The following is a 23,645-nucleotide window of genomic DNA, read 5'->3' as shown; positions in this document are numbered from 1 at the left end:
AGGCTGTTTAAAATGACCATAAAGAGCGCAAAATTGACTGACCTGTACAAGGATTACGAGCGTTTCCATTGTGATGTCGCAGCACTTCCCGCATTTGTGAGAAGTGGCGGAGTTACTGCAATTGGAGAATCTGCGTTTCCTGTTTGGATTCACCCCGAGTCGAACCCGATTATAGCAGCGACGCGTTACGGTAAAGGCCGTGTTGTTGCTGTTGGCAATGAGTTGTATTTCAACTTGCGCGAATCGGAGCAATCGGCATGCGGCTTACTTGCACGGAACATATTGTTATGGCTGACGGAGAGAGGTACGGGTGAAGATGCAGATGCAGATGCAGGTGCAGGTGCAGCGGGCAGTCTTTACCAGGATGCAGTGGATGGTCAAGACGCACTCAAGCTTGCAACAACATCTAGTACGCTAACGGTTGGTTCGTCGTTTCCGGTGGAGCTGGTCAAGATCGACAGCTGGTCGTCTTTTATGCTAGACCCCTCCGAATATCCGGTTGCATATGTAGACGCATCCATCAGCGATGCCGAAGTACCCGTTCTTGAGGCATATATCCGACAGGGCGGCAGCATTGTTGTCGCACAAAGAGGATGGCTGCTTTGCTCCGTGCCGACGGAAGCTGTTCAAAACCAGACTCTCGACCGTGCGGTGCGAATGGGCGATTATCCGTTGCAAAAGCTGCTGAACCGTGTGGGCTTATGTTTGCTTGACAGTGTCGCACAGTGGTATGTGCGTCCAGGCGATACCCTGCCAGAGCAGACGTTCGAGCAGGTATACGCTGTGCATACGCAGCGGTTGTTCGACCAGGCTCAGGCGATTGAACGAGGCGAATTATCGTTCGACGACCTGAACGTCGGAAAATCGGGAGCAAACGCGGAGGACAAAGTCAGAGTGATCACTGCTGTAGTAGAGGGCACGATTCGTTCGCTTGCAGAGGAAGCCCCGTTGCTGAAAGTGATCCGGGACGAAGCGAAAAAAGAGACACCGATACAGTTGCCGTTCGACAAAAAGCAGCAGCCTTATACCGCGGCGGTGTTATCGTATATGTTCCAGCAAGCTACACTTGATCCGGACAACGTCAAATCGCCGTATGCGGGTGTTTTCCCACGAAGCGTCGGAGAGCAGGCAGAGACGGTGTACGATCAAGTTGTTGCGGTCGATTTCGACTACCTGGATTTAAGCTATATGCGTATGCTGTTCGCCCCGATGAATTGGCGCAGCACCGGACTGTACGCGCCCGCAGGCAAAGTGGTGACGGTGGATGTGCCGGAAGGGACTGAATACTTGGACGTGCAAATTGGCGTGCACACGGATAATTTGTGCGACAATCCAAAATGGGATCGCGCCCCGATCGTCACGCTGAAGCAGCGGCTAAAGCCAGGGACCAATCGGATAAACAGCCCTTACGGCGGTTTGATTTACTTGATTCCGGCCAAGCCGAAGGCAGGCACGAAAGTGAACGTGACGATCCACGGGGCGGTACGCGCGCCATATTTCGTACTCGGCCAAACGACCGAGCAGGAATGGAACGATACGATTAGGCATTATCCGGTGCCGTGGGCCGAGCTGCAGGGCAATCGCATCATCGTAACCGTGCCGGCGGACAATATCCGCGAATTAGAACGGCCGGAGCAGCTTATGCGTAAATGGGATGAAATCGCCGATCACTACGACAGACTTGTCGGCGTTGCGCCGGATCAGCCAATCCCACATCGGAGTCCGGACAATCCGCAGCGGTTTGTCGCCGACATACAGATTAGCGCGGGATGGATGCATTCCGGTTACCCGATCATGTTCTTCGAAGGGGTTACTGCTCAAGAAGCGGTCGACGTTGATGTGATTCAGAAAAATGCCTGGGGATTCTGGCACGAGCTCGGGCATAACTACCAACAAATCCCTTGGTTCTGGGATCCGATCGTCGAGGTGACCGTCAACCTGCATTCAATTCATATTCAGTCGTTGTACGGAAACCGCTCTCGTTTGTTCGAAACTGGAAAGGACGGCAAAACGAATTACGATCGGGCGATTGAATTTACGAACAGCACTTATCCGAACAAAAATTTTGAAGATGTAGGCTTTTTCGAACGCCTAGTCATGATTAAGCAGCTGCAAATGGCTTTCGGATGGGAGTTTTACACGAATTTGCACATCGCTTACCGCGAGCTGCCGCTCGATCAAGTATCGATGGACGAAGAAGATGACGAACCGCAAAAGGTTGATCTTTTTATGATTATGGCTTCCAAAGTGAGTGGCTGCAACCTGCTGGAGTTCTTCGATCGGTGGGGGCTGCATTATTCGGAGCAAGCAAGAGCAGCGGTGGAAGCCTTGCGGCTGCCGCAGCCGGAAACGGAAATTTGGAACGCAAGAGAATCGGGCTGATCCGGTTTGATGAGGAGGGGCTGATGCGATCAGCCCTTAACTCTTTGTGAACATAACCACTTTTAAGTATCGACCAGGTCATGGAATCTCCGGGAATGGAAATCCGGGAGTTATCGTGCTGGCTGTGGCATTCGTTTTCTTTGTGCTGCTCATGATTTTCATAGGTATATTGGCCAATCACTTCTTTAAACGAAATACCATGAAGATGACGAACATTTATTTGATTTTTTTCGAATTTATCAATATCTAGTTCATACCTAATTGCTCGAATCTCCTGTTCGATAGCATCGATTTCACTCTGTCGTTTTGCCTTCCGTTCATCATATTCCTCTTTTGTATATTCATCCAATTCATACATCTCTTTGATTTTTGATAAAGCTCTTTTTAATTTCTCGAGGTGAGCTTCTTTGTCTTTTAAACGGACTTGCATCTGAGAAACAACTTTTTCATTCACATAGTCATCCGTCTTTAGCAGTTGATCCTCGTAATCAATAATTTCCTCGTTAATTGCATCGGTCAAGAATTTAATCGGAATCCCTCGATTGTCACAGTAGTTACCAAGATGATCATATTTGTTACAAGCTTTCATAGATGATGTGGTGTATCCATCACTCCGGACATTATAACGAATCATTTTTTTGCATTTTCCGCAGAAGACAAGACCTGAAAGTGGATATACTCCAGCTTTGGCTCGACTAGGTACTCTTTTATTGTCTTCAAGAATTTTTAGCAGCTTCATATGCCATCCAATGTTTTTACAGCTGGATGGCAATTTTCAACTTTTATCCAATCATTCTTTAGGAATATTCTTGAACGGCTTTGCTTTCTTCTGTTTATGCCCTGACCCTTGTGTTTTGTTGGTGGTGATGTGTCCGAGACCTGTTTCTGAAATAAGCATTCTACGTATTGTATTTTCGTGCCATATACCGCCTGTTGGACCAGGTATGTTCCTGTTGTTCAAATCCCATTCAATCTTCTTTAAAACCACGCCGGTTAAAGCTGCATCTTTAGCTTCCTGATATATTGCATTCTTTTGGTTGTTAATCTCGAGACCTTTAATTGATGGATTATAATCGTATGGGTATGGAGCCGGACCATTTGTCCAGTTTCCTAGACGCGCACCAACTTTTTTTCCAAGGAGTAAGTTTTTCGTGATAGATTTGTACTCCTGTCTTGCTAGGAGCCCACGAACGTCAACGAGTAAATCGTCAGTATCATCGACAAGGTTATAAATTTTTTCGGGTGTCACAATGTAGGTTTGGCTATCACGGAAAATCCTTTTGATTTTACCCTGATCTTCGATTTCTCCGCGCCCTAGCCTTTGATAATCGACAACTAGAACAGCATCGAAAATGCCTGATTCAACGTCGTTAAGCAACTGTTTGAATTTTGGGCGAAACTGTTAGGTTTTATATAGGTTATAGTTATAACATGGAAAATCGAGAAGAGGACACCACAGGGGCATGAATGCCCTGCAAAGCGGTCGGCCAAAGATGCCGGCCTTTTCTATTGGTGGTGGAAGTTCCGAACTAGCTGATCCTGTCCACTGACAATATATTGTGTTCAAACTGTATTGTTGGAGGTGGGCATAAAAATATCCGGCTTCCAGTTAAGAACCGAATGCCGGATAAATATATAAATATTAACCTTTTGATGGGAACGGTTGGCTTCTATAAATTTTACTTTATGGAAGGCTTGGATTGGATTTGCTCATTCCTTCGATCGAGATCCTTCTCTTACTTCGGCCTCGATGGTCTCTTTCATTACCTGTGATCCTCGATCAACACGTGCTTGAATCTCGGAAGCGAGTTGCTCTGGAAGGAAATCGGTGGTCCACACGAGTTTCGTGATGTTGTCGCCATGTGGGAGGACTTTGAAGGATGCATGATGATGCAATAGCGACATCCGACTCTCTTTAACCGCATACGCCATTCGACGTTCCTTTTCATCGATAGAAACGATGATTTCACGGACCCTGCCACCGTTTGGCATAATGAGCGTCCTTTCGTGACCGTTCATAATGGTGTTCTCGGTATAGCCAGGGACAAGACGATGATGGACAGCGCCTACGTCGCTGACCGCATTCCATACTTGCTCTGGTGAGGCATCAATCAAAATTTCCTTGTAAATTGTTGGCAAAATAATCACGCTCCTTGAGCTCATTTTATTTTCTGTAGAGTGATTATTCAACCAAAAAGTTAAAAATGCCACAGAAGGAATGCCACTTTATTTCGCTAGCCAAATATGGGCATCATCGAGACAAGCACCATTAGCTGGTGCTTTTTCGTTCGAGGTTGATAAATCGGAGGGGAGTGACGTGGCGACACATCGAGTAAAAAAGTCAGGCAAGGATCCGCCACCATTCACCCGGATCGACAATAGTCTGCTGCAGGATGAACGCCTCAGCTTCAAAGCCCGCGGACTGCTCGCCTACATGCTATCCAAGCCGGACCATTTCAGGTTTTACCTGGACGAGCTGATCAAGCACACAACCGAGAAAAAGGATAGCATTCGTACCGGCATGAAGGAGCTCGAGCAGCAAAGGTATACCATCACAAGAACCATTTTGAATAAACCATCTGACCAGGCAATCAAGGAAACAAACCAAATGTACAATGAACTTTATTATAAATTCAATCCACAATAAGACCTCGAATGAGGTCTTTTCTTTATAAAATTTTATGGTGGCTTGTGATACATTTTATGGGTAATAATATCTGATGACTAAATTTTTCTAAAAGGGAAGTGGGATATAATGCGCGATGAAACTGTAAAGCACAAGTACACTAACAGACTAATAAATGAGAAATCTCCATACTTACTCCAGCATGCTCACAATCCGGTGAATTGGATGCCATGGGGTGAAGAAGCTTTTAGCAAGGCCTCACGTGAAGGTAAGCCAGTATTCTTATCAGTTGGCTATTCCTAGTTGGGGCTTAGGTCTACCTGTCACTGGTGCCACGTCATGGAGCGCGAATCCTTCGAGGATGAAGAGGTCGCGGCACTTTTAAATGAACACTATGTTTCCATCAAGGTCGATCGTGAGGAGCGTCCGGACATCGATAATCTATACATGTCAGTATGCCAAGCATTAACCGGATCAGGAGGATGGCCACTAACGGTGTTGCTAACTCCTGATAAAAAGCCATTTTTTGCAGGCACCTATTTCCCTAAACGCCAAATGTACGGCCGGATGGGGCTAATGGAAGTTCTGGGGCAGCTTCAGAAGAAATGGTCGGACAACCCCGAACAAATCATCGAAGTCAGTGACAAAATTATGCAAGAGATTGATAACCATGTGACGAAGCCGCAGCAGGGTATGTTGGATGAGGATTTGTTCGATAAGGCATTCGAGGATTACTTGCAGACGTTTGATCCCGAATATGGCGGCTTTGGTTCGGCGCCGAAGTTTCCAACGCCTCATAATCTGCTGTTTCTGATGGCCTATTCTGAAATGTACGACCGCCGGGAAGCCTTGCAGATGGTAGAAAAAACGCTTGAGGGGATGTACCGCGGCGGGATGCATGATCATGTCGGTTTTGGATTTGCGCGTTATTCGACAGACGAGAAATGGCTTGTTCCTCATTTTGAAAAAATGCTGTACGATAACGCGCTGCTCGTCATGGCTTATCTGGAAGGCTACCAGCTGACCGGGAAAAGGCTTTGGGCCGAGGTTGCGGAGAACGTGCTAACATATATCCAGAGAGACATGACGTCGCCTGGAGGGGCTTTTTATTCCGCAGAGGATGCCGATTCCGAAGGCGTTGAGGGTAAATTCTATCTGTTTTCCCAAGGGGATGTGGAGGAAGCACTGGATCTGAAAGATCTGGATACTTACTGTCACATCTATGACATAACGCCCGAGGGGAATTTCGAAGGCAGTAATATCCCGAATTTAATCCAAGCTGTACCTCAGGATTACGCGAAGGAACATAACATAAAATTGCTAGAGCTGACCACTCAGTTAGAGAAGTCGAGACAGAAGCTTTTTGATTACCGGGAAAAAAGAGTGCATCCATTTAAAGACGATAAGGTGCTAACCTCCTGGAACGGATTGATGATTGCTGCTTTTGCCAAAGCGGCCAAGGTGATTCAGAATCCGTCTTATACTCAGGCTGCCACAAAAGCAGCGGATTTTATTTGGTTCCGCATGAGGCAGGAAGATGGCCGATTGCTAGCAAGATACCGAGAAGGGGATACGGCTTTTACAGCGTACCTGGATGATTATGCCTTTCTGATGTGGGGGCTTATTGAGTTGTATGAAGCAACAGGAGATACAGAATACGTGAAGCGAGTGATCAGTCTGAAGGATATCATGATTGAAGACTTCTGGGATGAAGCTGATGGAGGCTTTTATTTTAGCAGCAGGCATGGGGAAAAACTCCTGAGCCGTTCTAAGGAACTTTATGACGGCGCGATTCCGTCTGGGAATTCGGTCGCTGCGCTGCAGCTGAGTAAATTAGCCGCAATCACCCAGGATCCTGAACTTACATCCCTTGTGGATCGACAGCTGCAGGTGTTTACAGGCACGGCGGTACAATACCCGATGGGTTATGCGATGTATTTGCTGTCCGCTATGCAGCCTTTTCAGGGAGGCCGGGAGATTGTGCTCAGCGGTAACAGAGATGATACTCATATGCAGGATATGGTTGCCGCCGTGCAGCAGGCTTATTTACCTGGCGCCTCGGTTGTATACAATTGGGAAGGCGAAGCGGGGGAGAAGCTACGTGAATTGCTGCCTCATATTGCGGACATGAAGCCGGTATCCGGCAAAGCTGCGGCTTATATTTGTGAGCATTTCAGCTGCAAGGAGCCGGTGACCACTCTAGAAGCGCTGCGGGAAGCATTGGTTGACGTAACGTAACGATCCGACAAGATGATGGTGCTATGGCAGGAATTTGATAAGGACAATCATCCAGGTGATCTCAAATATGTAATTATTGATGGAGAGGGGAAAGCCAAGGGAGAGATCCAAACCATCAAGAATTTTGCATTATCCGAATGCAGTCCGATCGTTATGAGTAACCAAATTGTCTGGTATGTCAACGGCAATGGAAATCGATTCTTCTACTCGATCCCGTTAACTGATTAATATAAGGCAACCATAAAAAGACTTATGCAGCGACTGCTTCCCCAGATCATCTGGGGAGTGGTCGTTTTTTGTTGGATATAAAAAACGTCTTGACATTGGTGGTTACTCCAATGTTATTTTGAATTCATGGAAAAACTTTATTCTATACAAGAGGTTTCGCGGATACTTGGGGTCCCGAAGGATACGCTTCGGTACTATGACCGGATTGGAGTCGTATCGCCATTCCGGGAAGACAATCGGTACCGCAGGTATTCGAAGAATGACCTTATCGACTTGATGAATATTCAAATCATGCAGTATGCGGAGTTTTCTCTTGACGAAATCAAGGGAAAGTTTGGGTTCCACAGGATGGAGAATGTAGACTCTGCTTATTGCCAAGAGGTTGCTGCGTTCCTCGATGCCAAGAATGCAGAAACGCGCAAGAAGATTGCCCATCTGGAAAAGGTCAGTCAGTTGCTCGACGTAGCAGCCGAAACGCTTAGAGACTTTAATCATGAAAGCGACCAGCGACTGGCAGAGATGGTTCGCGAGATTTACCAGGCAATTCAAAAGAAGGAACCAGGAATATCCGAGGAGGGATGTCATGGACATCAAGATTAGGAATTAAGGAATCATTGGATTTTAGTCATCAATGGATACAAGAATGAATAATTAACGTAGTAGAAGATTTAATCATTCATTCTAACAGTATAGGAGGCAGAATTAGTGTCAAATCAAGGATCTGCAACGCGAGGAGGCTTAGTTTGGTCGGGAAGAAAGTGTACAATTTTTGGATTACCACTTTCATTCACGAAGTACTTTGTATATGAAAAAAGGCTGGTCACAAGACGAGGATTCTTAAATTTGGTTGAGGATGAGTTGGACTTTTATAAAGTACTTGATAAGAGCATTGTATTACCATTTTGGCAGCGTGTGTTTGGATGTGGTTCGATTCATTTAAATGTTGCTGATGTAGATACTCCGATTAAAGTGCTTGAGTCAATAAAAGCTCCTCGTGAAGTCTATAATCATATTGATATTATTGTTACGAGTTTAGCAAGTAATAATCCTATGCGAACAGCTGCAAATATTTTAGGCTCAGTAAATCAAGGAGAATTCTTTCATTAGTATTGTGGCCTTACGTTTTAAATTTTCTCGGCAGTAAGTTCAGATCAATAGTACCGACTTACAAGGCATCTTGTCTTGCAAATCATTATGAAGGGGGATTAGTTTTAGGCAGTATTGTCAAAGATACCTATGAAGCACAACAGGATTTATTAGATACAAGAGACACCCCAGGATTAAACATTTGGTTTAAGTAAGAAATGGAAAACAAAAGGAGAAAAAATGAACAAAGACGACTTTGGTAACCGTATGAAAGGTTACGAAAACATATTTAGACAAACACTTCCTCAGAGGCTTCCAGTAATCATTCGAATAGATGGTTCTCATTTTCACACTTTTACTCACGGAATGGAGAAACCGTTTGATGAATCATTAACCAAAGCATTTTGGGAGACGTGTAAATACTTAGCTCAGAATATCATGGGCTGTAAATTGATATATCACCAAAGTGATGAGATATCTATTCTGTTGACGAATTATGATAAGTTAACAACACAATCCTGGTTTGAAAATAATCTTCAGAAAATGGTTTCAGTGTCTGCTTCCATGGCAACTGCAAAGTTCAACGAAGTGATCAAGGAATATTATCCGGATAAACCACTTGCCACATTTGACAGTCGAGCTTGGGTTCTTCCTCATGATGAAGTAACGAATTATTTTCTCTGGAGACAGCAAGATGCCACCAAAAACAGTATTTCAATGGTAGCACAGGCAAACTTTCCTCATACGGAACTTCAAGGTCTAAACGGTAAAAATCTTCAGGATAAGTTATTCTCAGAGAAAGGTATAAATTGGAATGAACTACCCACTTGGCAAAAGCGTGGAGTTTGCATTACCAAGCAGTATTACATAAAAGGAGAAGCAACAAGAAGTAAGTGGGATGTTGACTTCGACACACCGATCTTTAGTCAAGATAGAGAGTACATAAACCAATTCGTTTATTTATATAAATTGAACTAAAGAATAGGTGCATGGAGGATTAAAATTTAGTTCAATTTATTTATCAAAGGATGAATAATTATGGAATGCGTAATCTTCATTGGGATTCAAGCATCCGGAAAATCAACTTTTTACCAAGAGAGATTTTTCAAAACTCATATGAGGATAAACCTTGATATGTTAAAGACCAGGAATCGTGAGGATATTTTTATTGAGGCATCGCTTAGAGCCAAACAACCATTTGTAATTGACAACACGAACTCAACGATGTTTGACCGGCAAAAATATATTGAGATAGCAAAGCAGCATAAATTTAAGATTATTGGATACTACTTTGAGCCAGATTATGAGTCATCCCTTGAGAGAAATGACAAAAGGCAAGGGAAAGAGCGGATTGCTGAGGTAGGAATCAAAAGTACAATGAAGAAATTACAGGCTCCTTTACATAGTGAAGGGTTTGATGAGTTGTATCAAGTGAGATCGCTTCATGAAAAGTTTGAAGTTGAAGCTTTGAAACACCAAAAAAGGTAGGCATCTGAACGATGTCTACCTTTTATTTTTAATACGTATGCCGCATTTACACGTTGATCTGAGCTGTTATTTCTTCGTCCAAATCCAGTGTGATCTGCTCACGGAATGCACGGACGTCATATTCGCTTTGCAGGTATCGCATAATGGCTTCGATCATATTGGATTCGACCAGGTACTGACTGCGACCTTGGGCCGTAACTTCAGCGGAAAAGCCTGTATCTTCGTCCCAGAGAAGCTCGACTTGAACATCTTGGGGACGAATCTGTTTACGCTCAGCGATATGCAGGCAAATCGCATTAATGATTTCATCCATTGTAAGTATCATCATGGCTTAGTACCGTCCGTCACGCGTGTCCGGTTTCCGTCGATTCTTAAACGCTCTGACTCCCGCAATAACAAGGGATACGACCACATAAATAGCGAGCAAGTTAATGAGAAGTCCAAGAATATTGCCGAAGAATCCCATGTTGCTAAACAAGCCTCCGAACAGCATACCGGCGATACCGCCCATCATCAGGCCTTTCATGAAACCGCCACCGCTAAAGAATCCACGTTTGGCTGTTGTACCCGATGTAGAATTGTTCGTATTCGTTGACTTTTTAACATTATCGGTTGTTGGAGATTTTTTCGGCGTATTGGTGAAGCCTTTAGAACCGGATCTGTAGCTGCCGCCGCTGCTGCGCTTGGCATCAACGCTATCCGCAGGTAAAGAAATTGCGAAGAAGATCGTAAATGCCATGATAATCATGGTCCATTTCTTCATCGTTTTTGTCATCATGTAGTAGAATACCTCCCAAGTTTTTTTGCTGGCATGTATGTGCGCCTACAATGCTTTACGTACTAAGTATCTTAAGGTTTCATTTTTTTTCTCGAAAATATTAAATAGTTTAATTTTTATTATAATTATTACTGCACAGGCTGAATGGGTGATTCCTTGGCCTGCTGCTCCCTAAGCATACCAAGCACCCAATTGCACCAATCTTGTCCGGCCGTCGCATTAAATATACCCTTTTGGATGAGAATGTAATCATAGAATTCCCGGTTACCGAAGGCTCTTTTTTCTTCAGGAACATTTTGCAGCTTCGTGTTGAAGGACTCGAGTCTACGCGTGAAATATGCTTTTCGCGTCTCCACAATCTCGATTGCATTATCGCGGTCAGTTAGCCACATGCAAAATGTTTTCATCGAAAGCTCATCCCGGGTCACCGGATCCGGAAGAGGCATGTACATCCATTCCTTCAGTTTCCGTATGCCGTTGTCTGTGATCGAGTAGATTTTCTTGTCGGGTTTTTCCGACTGCTTAATCCAATAAGAAGTAAGTAGGTCATTCTCCTCCATTTGTGCAAGGAGTGGATAGATTTGGCTGTGTTTGGCCTGCCAGAACGGCTGGATTTTCAGCATAACATCATAGCCTGAACCAGGTTCTCTGGCCAAAAATGCCAATAATCCGTAGGATAACGTATTCATTTGCAAAGTCTCCCATACGTGATATGATCGTTCTTCAAAAAGTGTACACTTAAACTGTACGGTTTTCAACCGAAGCAGCAAAAACACGGATACAGGTATCCGTGTTTAGGGAAATTCTATGAATTATTTGTTATAGCCGTCTACAATCAGCTCAAGCTCTCCGGTATTCGGGTCGATAATCATGCCGTGGACTGGCACGTCCCCAGGAAGAAGCGGGTGATTTTTAATCAGATTAACCGTACCTGTAACGCCTTCTTTGATGTTCTCAAAGCCATGAAGCCATCTGCTCAGTTTAATACCGGAATGCTCGAGGGTGGAGAGCACTTCCTCGGAAATACCCCGGTTTCTAACCTCCTGAATCATATGCTCAGCGTTCAGCGCAGCCATACCGCAGTCAAGATGCCCGACAACGATGACTTCATCCGCACTCAGCTCGTACAAAGCAACCAGAACGCTCCGCATAACGCTACCGAAAGGATGGGAGACGATCGCTCCGGCGATTTTGATGATTTTCACGTCACCGTTCTTCAGGTTCATCGCTTTCGGCAGAAGCTCTACCAGACGGGTATCCATACAGGTGATGATCACTATTTTTTTGTCTGGGAATTTCCCGGTTAAGTATTTCTCATACATTTTATCTTCCACAAATTGATGGTTGTACTCCATAATTTCTGAAATATGGCTCATATCGCATCCAACCTTTCGATTTTATTAGATTAGTCTTCCCGTTTATCAAGCAGTCTTATATTCTGACCGTACAGTTGGCTGTCTCCCGAAAGACGGAATGAAGGGAAGCCTTCTTCTAGGTCCAGATATAGATTCTCTTCGAAATATATCGCATGTACCCGGCCCATGACAAACGGAACTCCATTGCTATGTATGATCATGTCATGTTCATCCTGAGCCGGCAGAATCCATAGGGCGGGTATACCGTTGACGCCGCAGCCACAGCCCTCAGAGTCAAAGACAAGCCTGACAGGCGAAGACTTGCTGCCTATTTTTTGGCGCAGAAAGCGTTCCGCTCGTTCGGATATTTGAATATTCATGATGATTGCAGGCTCCTTTTCTCAAAAATGTGGTTTGAAGGCGAATGATTCGTATTAAATATTGATTATACTTTCTACAAAAAGTATCATCAAGAGGTAGGACGAAAATACGTGGGCGAGGTGAATCTTTGAATGAATAATGAAGTAAAGGCAAAATTGGAATCATTTATGGAACTGGTTCATAAAATTCAAGCCTATACGGAAGCGATTTCCCTGATGCACTGGGATCTGCGCACGGGAGCGCCGCGTAAGGGTGTAGAGCTTCGTTCCGGAGTCATCGGAACACTTGCAGCGGAGCAGTTTAAGCTGCAGGTATCGGATGAAATGGGAGAGTACATATCTTATTTTACCACCCCGGAAGTCGACAGCCAACTGGATGAAACGACTCGCCGCGTGGTGAAGGAACTCAAAAAGAATTACGATGAAAACCGCAGCATTCCTGCGAAAAAAATCGAGGAGTTCTCCGTGCTTTCTGCACATACTCAAACGATTTGGGAAGAAGCGAAGGAAAACAATGATTTTGCTTCCTTTGAACCGAATCTGACGAAAATCGTTGGTTTGCTGAAAGAACTGATTCAGTATTGGGGTGTGAAGGGGACGACCTATGACACGCTTCTGGACAAATATGAACCGGATTTGACGGTTGAGAAGCTGGATGACGTCTTTGGCCGACTGCGTAACCGTCTGGTGCCTTTGGTGACAGCTATTCAGGAATCTCCTAACAAGCCGAACACCACCTTCCTGGACCAAATCTTTGAAAAAGAGCAGCAGGAGAAGATGGGACTCTTTATCCTCGGGCAAATGGGATATGATTTTGAAGCTGGCCGCTTGGATGAAAGCGTTCACCCATTTGCGACGGGTCTGAATTCCGGAGACGTACGGATTACGACCCATTATCTAGAGAATGATGTTACCAGCGCGCTGTTCAGCTCGCTTCATGAAGGCGGACACGCCTTGTATGAGCAAAATATCAGTAAGGATCTAGCCGGCACACCACTGGCAACAGGCACATCAATGGGAATTCATGAGTCCCAATCTCGTCTGTGGGAGAACATTATCGGACGCAGCCGCGCTTTCTGGGAGCGCTACTACCCAGACTTGCAGAAGCATTTCCCACAGCAGCTGGAGAATGTTGCACTGGATGACTTCTACCGTGCCGTCAACCACGTAGAGAACTCCCTGATCCGGATCGAATCGGACGAGTTGACATACAACCTTCATATCATCATCCGTTATGAAATCGAGAAAATGATCTTTAATGAAGGATTGGAAGTCAGAGACCTGCCGAAAGTATGGAATGAGAAATATCAGCAATACCTCGGCGTTACACCTCCGAGCGACAGCCTCGGCGTGCTGCAGGATGTTCACTGGTCCGGCGGCGATTTCGGATATTTCGCTTCCTACTCCCTTGGCAACATGTATGCTGCACAAATCATGAACACGATGAGAAAAGAGCTACCTGAGCTGGATCAATATATTAGCAAAGGCAATCTGCTTCCAATCAAAGAATGGCTGACCGAGAAAATCTACCGTTTCGGCAAGAGCCTGACGCCGGCAGAGATCATCATGCAGGTGACCGGAGAGGAACTGAACCCGGATTATTTGGCAGATTATCTCGAAGAGAAATACAAAGAGATATATAAACTCTAATTTCTATTGAAAAACTTGTAAGACACAATACGAGGCCCCTGTGCTTATCCGCTTGATGTGGATGACACAGGGGACTTTTTGCTCATATCTGCCTTTACACCGGTTAACCCTTTTCTGGGCGAATGCATATGATGGCATATGGCTTTGAAGAGGATGGAGGAAGGCAAATGCTGAAGAACAAACGCGGGCTATGGATCATCGGACTTCTCACCCTGGTCCTGTGCGGAATGATCTTTTCCGGCTGCTCGGGCAGCAAGTCCACGGTGAAGGTGAAGGTAGGAGAAGTTACGCGGTCCGTTTTCTATGCTCCTGAATATGTGGCACTGGAAAAGGGATTTTTCAAGGAAGAGGGGCTGGATGTTGATCTGCAGACGATTCCTGGTGGCGACAAAACGATGACGGCATTGTTATCGGGTGCCATTGACGTGGCATTGGTTGGTTCGGAGACATCAATCTACGTTTACCAACAGGGATCGGATGACCCGGTGATCAACTTTGGCCAGGTTACGCAAACCGACGGTACTTTTTTGGTGGCTAGAAACGAGACAGGATCGATAGATTGGAACAAGCTGAAGGGGAGTACATTCCTGGGACAGCGCAAAGGCGGAATGCCGCAAATGGCAGGCGAGTTTGCACTGCGCAAGCATGGCATTGATCCCCAGAAGGATATAAAGCTGATCCAAAATATAGATTTTGCGAATATCGCATCGGCATATTTGTCCGGAACGGGGGACTATGTACAGCTGTTTGAACCACAGGCTTCCATTTTTGAAAAAGAAGGAAAAGGACATGTGGTGGCATCCTTCGGTGAAGCAAGCGGACATCTTCCGTATACCGTATTTATGAGCAAGCAGAGCTATATCAAGAAAAACAAGGATACCGTACAAAAATTCACGAATGCTTTGCAAAAAGCGCAAAACTGGGTTCAGCAGCACAGCCCGGAAGACATCGCGGATGCGATCCTGCCTTACTTTAAAGATGCGGACCGAAACATTGTTATTTCTGCTGTCAAGCGTTACAAGGAGCAGGGTACCTATGCCACAGATCCGATTGTGGATGATGCCGAGTGGAATAACCTGCTGGATGTCATGAGTCAGGCGGGAGAACTGAAAGAGAAAGTACCAGCGTCTGCAATCGTTGATAACAGCTTTGCCGAAAAAGCCAAATCTTCCGTGAAGTAGCATTCCGAGGCCGAAAGGAGAATGGAAGCATGGAGCCGGTCGTCGAATTACAGCATATTACCCACGTTTACGTTAGTCGCCGTGAAGCATCGCTGGCCCTGGACGGATTGGATTTGAGGGTATACCCGGGGGAGTTTGTCAGTCTTGTCGGCCCGAGCGGATGCGGCAAGACGACACTTCTCTCAATCATCGCCGGACTCATTAAGCCAACGAAAGGCGGAGTGTTTGTCTTCGGGCGTAAAGTGGAAGGGACATCGCCAGAGGTAGGATATATGCTGCAGCAGGATTATCTGTTTCCTTGGCGCACCATATTTGAAAATGCCTCGATTGGACTTGAGCTGACCGGGCATTTAGACGATAAACATCTGGCAAAAACCTCCTCCCTGCTGGAGGAGATGGGGCTTGAGGGAGTCAGAAATCAGTATCCGCAGCAGTTGTCAGGAGGGATGCGGCAGCGTGTGGCGCTGGTACGTACATTGTCTACCGATCCCGGACTGATGCTGCTGGATGAGCCTTTCTCAGCTTTGGATTACCAAACCAAGCTCCAGCTGGAGGATTTGATCTCTGAGACTTTGAGGGAAAGAAATAAAACGGCCATATTGGTCACGCATGATTTATCTGAGGCCGCGGCGGTTAGCGACCGGATCATTTTGCTGGAAAGCCATCCGGGGAAAATTCGCCGGACGTTTGAGGTTCCGGAACATATCCGGCTTGCAAGACCTATGCTGGCCAGGGAGCAGAGCGGATTTAACGAACTATTTCATGAGATTTGGCGCGAAATGGAGAGCGCTGGTGGGAAGGAGTGAGGGGAGATGTCAGTGTTGAACAGCCGGATGAACACGAGTACGCCCGCTCTTCCGGATGACGGCTTGCAGGAGTTTCACAGGTTGCATCTCAAGCGCGAAAAGAAGCAGCGTCTTCAGGTCTTTTCGGTACAAATGGCGTTACTGCTGTTGTTTTTTGCGTTCTGGGAGCTTGCTGGCAGATTGAAATGGATTGATGTGCTGCTGTTCAGTTACCCTTCCAAAGTCTTTGCACAGATTGGTAAGGATGCGATCAGCGGTGAGCTATGGCAGCATTTGGGGATCACCGTGGGAGAAACCGTGGTGGGATTTGTGCTCGGTACGCTCTTTGGCACGCTGCTCGCGGTCCTGATCTGGTGGTCACCATTTTTATCCAAGGTGCTTGATCCCTATATGGTGGTATTCAACAGTATGCCCAAGGTCGCTTTAGGTCCCATTTTTATCGTCATGTTCGGGGCTGGATTTCTGTCCATCACGGTTACGACGCTCTCGATAACAGTTATTGTGACAACTCTGGTTGTGTATAACAGTTTTTGCGAGGTGGACACCAATCTGATCAAGGTTGTTCGGGTGTTTGGAGGAACGAGGACGCAGGTATTCCGCAAAGTCATCCTTCCGGCTTCTTTTCCTACCATTATATCTACGCTCAAGGTGAATGTGGGGATGGCTTGGGTTGGGGTGATCGTTGGCGAGTTTCTGGTGGCCAAATCCGGGCTTGGATACTTGATTATTTACGGTTTTCAAGTTTTCAACTTTACACTTGTGATGTCCAGCCTGCTGATTATTGCGGTCGTCGCGACAGGCATGTACCAGCTTGTTGTTTATGCGGAGCGTAAACTGCTGAATCATCGGCGGTAAGCCGCCGAAGTGTTGCAAAAACAGAACAATTGCTGCGCTTAGAACATTGACAGGCCCGTGTGATATTGTGTCCAGAGCCCAAATCCGCTACCATGGAATACGTCAAATGTGTTAGAAAGAGGCGGATTACATGGGCTTTCGTGTCATTAAAACGGCGATTGCAACACTGATGTCAATCCTGATCGCGGATACGCTTGGTGTAAAAGGCCCGCTGTCAGCGGGACTGCTGGCTATTCTGGGAGTGGATGTAACACGCAAAAGGAGCATCCGAACGATATCCGCCCGTTTTTTTGCATCACTTCTCGGGCTTGGCTTTGCCTGTATTTTATTCGAAATTTTGGGGTTTCATTATTGGGTGCTGGCTCTTTATATCCTGGTATCCTTTCCGGCTATTGCCCGCGCGAACTTCAAGGAAGGGATCGTCACCAGCTCCGTGGTCGTTTTTCGGATCTACGGCGATGGCAGCATTACGCTAGCTGGGCTGTGGACTCAGATTGAGCTGCTGGTGATTGGTCTTGGTTCGGCCTTGATCGTCAATTTGGCCTATATGCCGCAGGCTTCCGACCAGATGGTAGCGATCCGTAAACGGGTAGATAAGCAGTTCGCGATTATTTTTGCCCGGATTGCAGAGACGCTCCGAGATCCGGATTATGTATGGGACGGCAAGGAACTGATTGAAGCCGGCAAAGAGATCCGCATCGGAAAAGAGGCAGCACACCGGGCGATGGAGAACCAGATGCTTCATCCGGACGAGGTCTGGAGCATCTATTTTTACATGAGAAGAGAGCAGCTGGAGTCTATCCAAAATATGATGCAGCTCATTTCCCATGTATATCAGAAAATGCCGCAGGCGGATGACGTGGCAGAATTGTTCGAGCAGCTCAGCCATGATGTCACGGAAGAGGTCTATACCGGACGCACGGAATTTCTACTGAAAAAGCTGGAGCAGGAATTCAAGACGATGGAGCTTCCTACCACCCGCGAGGAGTTCGAGATCCGCTCTGCGATACTGCAGCTGATCCGCGAGCTGTCGCTGTACCTCAAGCTGGCGAAGAAGAACAAGGCACCGACATCCGTTGAAGCACGCAGAGCGGCTATCGGATCAAATTAATTGATATGAACAGAAGCAACAACCCCTGCTGGAGGATCCTAAAGAAACCTCATGTAACAGCAGGGGTTGTTTAATAAGAATTTTCATTCTACTTGATCCGGAGGGAAATCACCGCCTTGGTCCAGCAGTTGTATTCCTTCTGGCGTGACCCGATACTGCCAATGGTAGCTTAATGTATCTCCTGCAGACGTACCCTGTGTTCTGAAGTTTTTGGCGTCCCAATATTCCGTTAGCGTCACGAGGTAGCTGGAGTCTTTTTCTTTCTTGGCTCTCGATTCAAAGATCCCTGGTATACGAATCCCCGGACTAGGACCTCCGCCTTTAATGATTCCTTCGATTCTGCCAGCTTTGGAAGGGAAATCGTTCCGATTCTTCTCTTTAACAGTCTTCGCAATGGCTTCATCTGCCGAAAAATCTCCGCCACCGGATGGTTGATCCTTAGAAGCAGAGCAGCCTGCCGTTAGGAGCAACCATGCCGTTAGCATAAAAAACACCACTTTTTTGTTCATATCTTCCTCCGTTCGGTAGAGCAAAAAGCTCTAATATTATAGTTACTAAACGGAGATCTAGTTCATAAAGTTGCGGTATATCGCTGTTTTTACAGTACTCTCTTGGGAGGAAGAAGATTATTTCATTCATTTATGCTCGTTTAATCAACAAATGCCTATGTCCTGCATACACTTAAGTGAATGATTGTATGGAGGAGGTTCAAAGATGTCATTAAGCGATAAACATCAATGTAGAGAGATCATCACGAAAGCGATCTGCGGCAAAGGTCGTAAGTTCTCTACCGTAACACATACCGTGACTCCGCCTCATAATCCAACCAGTATTTTAGGGGCATGGATTATAAACCATCAGTACGAAGCGGTTGCCGCAGGCGACGGAATTGAAGTTATTGGTACTTACGATATCAACATCTGGTATTCCTATGACAAAAACTCTCAAACCGACGTCGCAAAAGAAACGGTATCCTATGTAGAGCTGGTTCCGCTCTCGTACCTGGATCCGAAACACCGGGCTTCAACCGTGGAGGTATCTGCGGAGGCCACGCAGGAACCAAGCTGCGTTGAAGCCAGTGTTTCTTTCGGGGGAGGCAATGTCATCATCCGGGTAGAACGCGAGTATAGTGTAGAACTTGTGGCCGAGACCAAGGTTCGTGTTCTGGTGTGCGGAAGAGGCCACGGAGACTTCGAAGACAAGGAATTTGATTTCAGCGACGACGTGGACTACGACGATTTGGATCCTGATATATTGGATGATGAATTGTAGGGCTGCGGGGCTGGAAAAGAGGTATGGTTTAATATATGACGCGAGGGCGGCGGCGTAGAGGGCGAATGCCCTCCTTTTTTATTTTTTTATTAAAAAATTTTTGCGAAAGCGGTCTGTTTCCACAGAAGGTAGATCGGGGAGGCTGCACCAAAGGGGAGAAGCGCTGATGAACAGTCAGGATGAAGCAGCTCGTTATGACAGCTGGTCTGTCGCTCTCAGGCATGCCCGCCTGACACGTTCCGGCATTGTTTCTTTGCTGAATCGGAAAAGTGATTCGGGGACAGACGGGGTATATCGCACCCGCTACGCTGTTCATATATCCGGCCTGCATGCGATTGAAGTGGCAAAGGTCGAGGGTGCAAATCGTCAGCTCCAGACGCCTTTAGTTTTTAGCACGCAGCAGCCACACGCATCCGGAGGCCTGCTTCGCCAGCTTGAAAAAATGGCAGTTCGCAGCCTTTACACGCTTGGTCTTAGCTCAGGGGAGGTACTGCTCGTATCAAATGGTGGGGAGCGGAAATATGCGGTTGAGAAAATCACGCCATCAGCACTGATTGAGAGCAAGCGGCTGCAGCGAATTTATCGTCTAGCTCATCTCGAGCAGACGCAAAAGCTTGAGCATGAGCTCGCAAGTACTTCGTCGCTCATGCTGGGCATGGATCCGGAGTTTCTGATCGTCGATCCGGTGAATAACGAGGTCGTACCAGCCTCACGTTTCTTGGACCGGGAAGGTGAGGTAGGTTGTGATGCTGTGCATGGAAACGGGGTGACCACCTATCCGATCGCGGAGCTTAGACCGCTGCCGAGCAAGGATCCCCGCGGGCTGCTGATCGGACTCATGCGAACTTTGCATATGGCAGGAGAGATGATTCAAGACCGTTCTCTGCAATGGCTGGCTGGAGGGATGCCGAAGACGGGTCTGCCGCTTGGAGGTCATCTCCACTTCAGCGGTATTGAGCTTACTGCCGAGCTCTTAAGGGCTCTGGATAATTATCTTGCACTTCCGGTTTCGGTGCTTGAGGCAAATAGCAGCCAGTTAAGGCGTCCGAAATACGGATATCTTGGCGACTTCCGCAGACAACCACATGGAGGCTTTGAATATAGAACGCTGCCCAGCTTCCTGGTATCCCCGCTGTTAGCGAAGGGAATCGTATACCTGTCTTATCTGATCGTTTCCAATTATCGGGTGCTGGAAAGGCGACCTTTGGAGGATGAAGACCGGATACACCGAGCTTATTACAATGGGCAGAGAGAGAAGATCCGTGAGTGTATTGAGCCCTTAATTTCGGATTTGCAAGCGCTTGAGCAATACAAAGAAGTGAAGAGGTACGTCGATCCGCTGCTTTGTCAGATCCGGTCGGGGGGGATATGGAACGAATTTCGTGATTTCCGTCCGCTGTGGAAACTTCCCTTTCAGTCTTGATGATGATATTCTTTGTTTTCTGCTATAATAGGGCATGAGCAAAGTTCGAGGTATGGAGGTAAGTCATGGCAAAGTATACGCCAATGATTGAACAATATTTAGCAGTCAAGGAACAAGCGCAAGACGCTTTTCTTTTTTTTCGTTTAGGCGATTTTTATGAAATGTTTTTTGAGGATGCGGTAAAGGCATCCAGAGAGCTTGAAATTACGCTGACCGGCCGTGAAGGCGGGGGAGAAGAACGTATTCCGATGTGCGGTGTGCCTTACCATTCCGCTGAGGGTTATATTCAGCGATTGATCGAGAAGGGCTATAAAGTTGCGATCTGCGAGCAGATGGATGATCCCGCCGTCACCAAAGGCATGGTTCATCGCGAGATCGTCCGTGTGGTAACCCCGGGAACGATCATGGAAGGGAAGACCATCGCCGATAAATCCAATAATTATTTGGTATGTGTTACGGAAAGTGACCGGATGATGTCGCTTGCCGCTTGTGATATTTCGACGGGTGAGCTATATGTCACGTCGGTTCCTTCCTCCGTAGAATGGCTGCGGGACGAGATTGGCATTTATGAACCGGCAGAAATGATCGGGGACAGCAGCATGCTGGAGCTGATCCAGGCGGAGCAAATTCAGTGGAGCCGTCCGGTCGTTTATACCCCCTGGGAGAAAAAAGACGAGAAACTGGTTCGAAGCCAATTTGGGGAAGCAGCCTGGGCTAGACTGGATCCGGAGCGTCAGCACTGCGTGTCCGTCCTCATTTCTTACCTGAGTGAGACACAGCGCCGATCCTTAGGGCAGCTGACACAGTTTTCTCCTTATGAGCCGGGGCATTACATGATTCTGGATCCGTTCACCCGGCGCAATCTGGAGCTGGTGGAGACGGTTCGGGACCGATCGAAGAAAGGATCACTGCTGTGGCTGCTCGACCGTTCTCAGACATCCATGGGCGCAAGACTACTGCGGAGATGGATCGATAAGCCGCTGCTGAACCGTAAAGCTATTGAAGAACGTCTGGAGGCTGTGGATCATCTTTACAACCAGTTTATACTGCGTGAAGATCTGAAAGCCTCGCTCAATGAAATTTATGATTTGGAACGGCTCGTAGCACGTATTGCATTTGGCAATGCCAACGGCCGTGATTTGAACGCATTAAAAGTATCCTTGCAGCAGATTCCAGCCCTTAAGGAGCTTTGTGCATCCTCGGCATCTTCTACATTACGGCGCATCGCAGGCGAAATGGACGAATGTAGGGATCTCAGCGAGGCTATTGAACGGACAATCGTGGAGGATCCGCCGGTTTCCGTTCGAGACGGCGGGCTTATTAAGCCTGGTTGTCATGAACATCTGGATGAGCTTAGAGAAGCAAGTGTGAACGGAAAACGCTGGATCGCCGAGCTTGAAGCAAAGGAGCGGGAAGCTACAGGCATCCGTTCTCTAAAGATCGGCTTCAATAAAGTGTTCGGTTATTTTATCGAGGTAACCAAAGCGAATGTCGGCTCGCTGCCGGACGGCAGATATGAGCGCAAACAGACGCTGGCCAACGCGGAGCGTTATGTGACACCGGAGCTGAAAGAAAAAGAAGGACTCATTCTGGAAGCGCAGGAAAAGATGGTGGACCTTGAGTATGTCCTTTTCACCGAGCTGAGGGAAAAGCTTGCTTCCGAGATTTCCAGGCTGCAGTTGCTGGCAGAAAAAGTGGCTGAGCTCGATGTTTATCAGTCCCTATCTGCCGTCAGCGCCGAGCAGGGCTTTGTGAAGCCGGTGCTTACGGATGGTTATGATCTGGTCGTTGAAGCCGGACGCCATCCTGTGGTCGAAGCCGTGATGAAGGATGCATCTTTCATTGCCAACGCAACGCGTTTGACTCGGGATGAAGCAGCCATTCTGCTAATCACCGGCCCGAATATGGCGGGTAAAAGTACCTACATGCGTCAGGTAGCGCTCATCTCCATCATGGCGCAAATCGGCTGCTTCGTGCCGGCAGGCAAGGCAGAGGTGCCGATGATTGACCGCATTTTCACTCGGATCGGAGCGGCAGATGACCTGATCGGCGGGCAGAGTACGTTCATGGTCGAAATGGCGGATATTCAGGTGATGACGGAAAAAGCAACGCCGCGAAGCCTCATAATTATTGACGAGCTGGGACGGGGAACCTCGACGAGCGAGGGCATGGCCATTGCCCAAGCCGTGATCGAGTATGTACATGATACAATCGGCTGTAAATCGCTGGTATCTACGCATTTCCATGAGCTTGCCCATCTGGAGGAAAGTCTGAAGGGACTACGGAATTACTCCATGGCCGTACAGGAAAGCGGTGAGAACGTCCTCTTCCTGCGCAAGCTGGTTCCGGGACCGGCAGGAAGCAGCTATGGTATATACTGCGCGCGTCTCGCGGGATTGCCTTCTTCCATCATTGGACGTGCCTATACGCTGCTGCAAGGGTTGGAACAAGGGGCTTCCCAAGCAGCAGTTGGCCTTGAGACCGTACAGCAACCTCAAGCAGCGTCTGTAGAGATACCCGCTGCTCCTGAACCAGAAGCATCTAAAGTATTTGAAGTGCATGAAGAACCTGTGAAAATGGCAGGCGGGGTCGTACAGCTGTCCATTTTTGAAGAAGAGGAAATAAGACCCGAATCCAAAGCTGCAGCACCCGTCGAAAAGGTGGATCCTTCGCTAATGCATATTGTGGAAACGATCAAAAGCATCGATGTCATGAATATGACGCCGCTTCAGGCGATGCAAGTGTTAAATGAATTGAAAATGAAAGCTAAGGACATATAAGTTTTA

The 23,645-nt window shown here is 47.0% G+C and carries 23 protein-coding genes and 3 pseudogenes; 16 read left to right on the top strand and 10 right to left on the bottom strand.

Annotation, left to right across the window (positions count from 1 at the left end):
- Window positions 1-12: 12 nt before the first annotated feature.
- Window positions 13-2,229, top strand: a pseudogene (locus MUG84_RS12755) (M60 family metallopeptidase); the annotation flags it as partial.
- A gap of 4 nt (window positions 2,230-2,233) precedes the next feature.
- On the opposite strand, the gene MUG84_RS27505 reads toward MUG84_RS12755, so the two are convergent.
- The 4 genes and pseudogenes from MUG84_RS27505 to MUG84_RS12745 form a co-directional block, all read right to left on the bottom strand.
- Window positions 2,234-3,121, bottom strand: coding sequence for a recombinase zinc ribbon domain-containing protein (locus tag MUG84_RS27505; protein ID WP_342346111.1), 888 nt, complete (start codon window positions 3,119-3,121; stop codon window positions 2,234-2,236).
- A gap of 51 nt (window positions 3,122-3,172) precedes the next feature.
- Complete coding sequence (locus MUG84_RS27500) at window positions 3,173-3,406, bottom strand: recombinase family protein (protein WP_342346115.1); 234 nt, start codon at window positions 3,404-3,406, stop codon at window positions 3,173-3,175.
- Between the two features lie 96 nt (window positions 3,407-3,502).
- Window positions 3,503-3,766 (bottom strand): annotated as a pseudogene (locus MUG84_RS27495) (recombinase family protein); the annotation flags it as partial.
- 326 nt (window positions 3,767-4,092) lie between these two features.
- Entirely contained in the window at window positions 4,093-4,521 is a 429-nt protein-coding gene (locus tag MUG84_RS12745) for an SRPBCC family protein (protein ID WP_244725386.1), read from the bottom strand.
- 178 nt (window positions 4,522-4,699) lie between these two features.
- Here MUG84_RS12745 and MUG84_RS12740 point away from each other — a divergent pair, with 178 nt between their 5' ends.
- The 7 genes and pseudogenes from MUG84_RS12740 (at window position 4,700) to MUG84_RS12705 (ending at window position 10,048) form a co-directional block, all read left to right on the top strand.
- A complete protein-coding gene (locus MUG84_RS12740; protein WP_244725385.1) occupies window positions 4,700-5,029 on the top strand; it encodes a hypothetical protein in 330 nt (109 codons plus the stop codon).
- Window positions 5,030-5,137: 108 nt separating this feature from the next.
- Window positions 5,138-7,246: pseudogene (locus MUG84_RS12730) on the top strand (thioredoxin domain-containing protein).
- A gap of 12 nt (window positions 7,247-7,258) precedes the next feature.
- Window positions 7,259-7,474 (top strand): hypothetical protein, encoded by a 216-nt coding sequence (locus MUG84_RS12725; RefSeq protein ID WP_244725382.1) that lies wholly within the window; start codon window positions 7,259-7,261, stop codon window positions 7,472-7,474.
- A 126-nt stretch (window positions 7,475-7,600) separates the two neighbouring features.
- On the top strand, window positions 7,601-8,074 hold the full coding sequence (locus tag MUG84_RS12720) for a MerR family transcriptional regulator (protein ID WP_244725381.1): 474 nt from the start codon (window positions 7,601-7,603) through the stop codon (window positions 8,072-8,074).
- A 105-nt stretch (window positions 8,075-8,179) separates the two neighbouring features.
- Window positions 8,180-8,581: a PH domain-containing protein gene (locus MUG84_RS12715; RefSeq protein ID WP_244725380.1), complete on the top strand. Its 402-nt coding sequence runs from the start codon at window positions 8,180-8,182 to the stop codon at window positions 8,579-8,581.
- 219 nt (window positions 8,582-8,800) lie between these two features.
- On the top strand, window positions 8,801-9,538 hold the full coding sequence (locus MUG84_RS12710; RefSeq protein ID WP_244725379.1) for a tRNA(His) guanylyltransferase Thg1 family protein: 738 nt from the start codon (window positions 8,801-8,803) through the stop codon (window positions 9,536-9,538).
- Window positions 9,539-9,598: 60 nt separating this feature from the next.
- Window positions 9,599-10,048, top strand: coding sequence for an ATP-binding protein (locus MUG84_RS12705; protein WP_244725378.1), 450 nt, complete (start codon window positions 9,599-9,601; stop codon window positions 10,046-10,048).
- A gap of 46 nt (window positions 10,049-10,094) precedes the next feature.
- Here the strand turns inward: MUG84_RS12705 and MUG84_RS12700 are convergent, their stop codons facing one another.
- The 5 genes from MUG84_RS12700 to MUG84_RS12680 all read right to left on the bottom strand — a co-directional run bounded on the left by MUG84_RS12700 (window position 10,095) and on the right by MUG84_RS12680 (window position 12,561).
- Window positions 10,095-10,373 carry a YxcD family protein gene (locus MUG84_RS12700; RefSeq protein WP_244725488.1) on the bottom strand — a complete coding sequence of 93 codons (279 nt, stop codon included), beginning with the start codon at window positions 10,371-10,373 and terminating at the stop codon, window positions 10,095-10,097.
- 6 nt (window positions 10,374-10,379) lie between these two features.
- Window positions 10,380-10,826, bottom strand: coding sequence for a hypothetical protein (locus MUG84_RS12695; protein ID WP_244725377.1), 447 nt, complete (start codon window positions 10,824-10,826; stop codon window positions 10,380-10,382).
- A 128-nt stretch (window positions 10,827-10,954) separates the two neighbouring features.
- Entirely contained in the window at window positions 10,955-11,515 is a 561-nt protein-coding gene (locus MUG84_RS12690) for a PadR family transcriptional regulator (protein ID WP_244725376.1), read from the bottom strand.
- 123 nt (window positions 11,516-11,638) lie between these two features.
- On the bottom strand, window positions 11,639-12,202 hold the full coding sequence (locus MUG84_RS12685) for a beta-class carbonic anhydrase (protein ID WP_244725375.1): 564 nt from the start codon (window positions 12,200-12,202) through the stop codon (window positions 11,639-11,641).
- A gap of 29 nt (window positions 12,203-12,231) precedes the next feature.
- On the bottom strand, window positions 12,232-12,561 hold the full coding sequence (locus tag MUG84_RS12680) for an iron-sulfur cluster biosynthesis family protein (protein ID WP_244725374.1): 330 nt from the start codon (window positions 12,559-12,561) through the stop codon (window positions 12,232-12,234).
- A 132-nt stretch (window positions 12,562-12,693) separates the two neighbouring features.
- On the opposite strand from MUG84_RS12680, the gene MUG84_RS12675 reads away from it, so the two are divergent.
- The 5 genes from MUG84_RS12675 to MUG84_RS12655 all read left to right on the top strand — a co-directional run bounded on the left by MUG84_RS12675 (window position 12,694) and on the right by MUG84_RS12655 (window position 18,164).
- Window positions 12,694-14,211 (top strand): carboxypeptidase M32, encoded by a 1,518-nt coding sequence (locus tag MUG84_RS12675; protein ID WP_244725373.1) that lies wholly within the window; start codon window positions 12,694-12,696, stop codon window positions 14,209-14,211.
- A 227-nt stretch (window positions 14,212-14,438) separates the two neighbouring features.
- Window positions 14,439-15,392, top strand: a complete 954-nt coding sequence (locus MUG84_RS12670) for an ABC transporter substrate-binding protein (protein ID WP_425313221.1) — start codon at window positions 14,439-14,441, stop codon at window positions 15,390-15,392.
- A 29-nt stretch (window positions 15,393-15,421) separates the two neighbouring features.
- Window positions 15,422-16,198 (top strand): ABC transporter ATP-binding protein, encoded by a 777-nt coding sequence (locus MUG84_RS12665; RefSeq protein WP_244725371.1) that lies wholly within the window; start codon window positions 15,422-15,424, stop codon window positions 16,196-16,198.
- A gap of 6 nt (window positions 16,199-16,204) precedes the next feature.
- Window positions 16,205-17,053 (top strand): ABC transporter permease, encoded by an 849-nt coding sequence (locus MUG84_RS12660; RefSeq protein WP_425313204.1) that lies wholly within the window; start codon window positions 16,205-16,207, stop codon window positions 17,051-17,053.
- Window positions 17,054-17,183: 130 nt separating this feature from the next.
- Window positions 17,184-18,164, top strand: a complete 981-nt coding sequence (locus MUG84_RS12655; protein ID WP_244725370.1) for an aromatic acid exporter family protein — start codon at window positions 17,184-17,186, stop codon at window positions 18,162-18,164.
- Window positions 18,165-18,247: 83 nt separating this feature from the next.
- On the opposite strand, the gene MUG84_RS12650 is transcribed toward MUG84_RS12655, so the two are convergent.
- Window positions 18,248-18,673, bottom strand: a complete 426-nt coding sequence (locus MUG84_RS12650) for a hypothetical protein (RefSeq protein WP_244725369.1) — start codon at window positions 18,671-18,673, stop codon at window positions 18,248-18,250.
- A 205-nt stretch (window positions 18,674-18,878) separates the two neighbouring features.
- Here MUG84_RS12650 and MUG84_RS12645 point away from each other — a divergent pair, with 205 nt between their 5' ends.
- From MUG84_RS12645 to mutS, 3 genes are all read left to right on the top strand, one after another.
- Complete coding sequence (locus tag MUG84_RS12645) at window positions 18,879-19,436, top strand: outer spore coat protein CotE (RefSeq protein WP_244725368.1); 558 nt, start codon at window positions 18,879-18,881, stop codon at window positions 19,434-19,436.
- A 166-nt stretch (window positions 19,437-19,602) separates the two neighbouring features.
- Window positions 19,603-20,859 (top strand): putative amidoligase domain-containing protein, encoded by a 1,257-nt coding sequence (locus MUG84_RS12640; RefSeq protein ID WP_244725367.1) that lies wholly within the window; start codon window positions 19,603-19,605, stop codon window positions 20,857-20,859.
- Window positions 20,860-20,924: 65 nt separating this feature from the next.
- Complete coding sequence (mutS, locus tag MUG84_RS12635; protein ID WP_244725366.1) at window positions 20,925-23,639, top strand: DNA mismatch repair protein MutS; 2,715 nt, start codon at window positions 20,925-20,927, stop codon at window positions 23,637-23,639.
- Window positions 23,640-23,645: the final 6 nt, after the last annotated feature.

It is taken from the genome of Paenibacillus mangrovi (assembly GCF_022898935.1).
Classification (GTDB): Bacteria; Bacillota; Bacilli; order Paenibacillales; family Paenibacillaceae; genus Paenibacillus_AQ; species Paenibacillus_AQ mangrovi.
This window is presented reverse-complemented; position numbering and strand designations above follow the sequence as displayed.